1 protein-coding gene is annotated in these 1,366 nt (G+C 41.1%); it reads right to left on the reverse strand.

From position 1 onward, the window contains the following. Positions 1 to 10: 10 nt before the first annotated feature. Positions 11 to 1,237, reverse strand: coding sequence for a phosphopantetheine-binding protein (locus F6K22_RS40850; protein WP_375340244.1), 1,227 nt, complete (start codon positions 1,235 to 1,237; stop codon positions 11 to 13). Positions 1,238 to 1,366: the final 129 nt, after the last annotated feature.

The following is a 1,366-nucleotide window of genomic DNA, read 5'->3' on the forward strand; positions in this document are numbered from 1 at the left end:
CTCAATCATACTAGCAAAAATCTGTAAAAGGTTTTTCCTGAAGTCGCCTTTGTCTACCCGGTAATTGAATGGGTAAAACTTCTATTTCTGGAGGTAAAGCATCAGACCATTGTTGATACATAGAAGCACTGGCACCCCAGGGATGGAAGCAGAATAAACGGGTACTTGCATTAGGTTTCGGTTTGTGGTATGCAATCCAAGCATTTCCTTTTTTGGTCTCAACTGGAGTTTGGTCAGATGAACCGCTATTAGTCAATTGTTCAACCAATGCTTCTGCTAATTCCATCATACTCGGACCTTGCAAAATTAAGCTAGCAGGTATAGTGACTGCTAGTTGTTTTTCGACTTTGCTCCGGAGTTCTACAACGCTCAAAGAATCAAAACCTAGTTCAAGAACAGATTCGTGGGGGTCTAAAGCTTCAGAAGTATTCAGTTGCAGTACCTTAAGCGCTAACCCTTGCAAATATTTTACTATCATCAACTTCTGTTCTTTTGCTGAAGCAGCTTGCAACTTCTCAATATCTATTACTGATGAAGGGGAAATTAAATCTGATTCTGTAGACTTTTGCTCCAACTCTGTAACAGATTTTAACTTTTGTTGCTTCAGCAACTCCAGTATTTTCGGCACTAACTCCAGTTCGCTTTCCGAGAGATTACCTGTTTCTGCTAGTTGCTGAGTTAAAGTTTCTGTTGCTGTATCTGCTATCTGAGCAACAGTTGATTCTGATAACTGTGACTCCTCGCTTTCTATCCAATATCTTTGCCGTTGGAAAGGATAAGTAGGTAACGTCACTTTTTGTCGCTGATAAGCTCCATCAAACCCTGACCAATCTATTCTGGCTCCCTTAACGTACAATTCTGATAAACTAGAAAGTATTTGCTGCCATTCACCCACTTTCGGACGTAGTGATGGTAACCACACACCTTCATCTTCTGGCAAACACCGACGTCCCATACCTAATAATATTGGTTTTGGTCCGACTTCTAGGAAAATATCAATTCCCTGTTGCTGCACAGCTTTCATACTTTGGGCAAACTTAACTGGTTGTCGGACATGATCTACCCAATATTTAGCGGTAGTAATACTACTATCTGCCTTTGTCCCAGTGACGTTAGATATTACGGGAATCCTGGCTATATTATAGTCAAGTTGATTAGCTATCTTTTCAAATTCCTCTAACATTGGTTCCATTAGAGGTGAATGGAAAGCATTAGTTTTACTGAAGTTTAGTAGAATTTATTGTGCGATATGATATATAAGTGGGCAGAGTTGCAGCGCGGTGCGTTTAACCGCGGTTAACCGCGGTGCGGTGCGGTGTGGTTACGAATCTCATTAACTGCGGTTTGCGGTTAACAGCAATGTGGT

Source organism: Okeania sp. SIO2F4 (assembly GCF_010672385.1).
Lineage (GTDB): Bacteria > Cyanobacteriota > Cyanobacteriia > Cyanobacteriales > Microcoleaceae > Trichodesmium.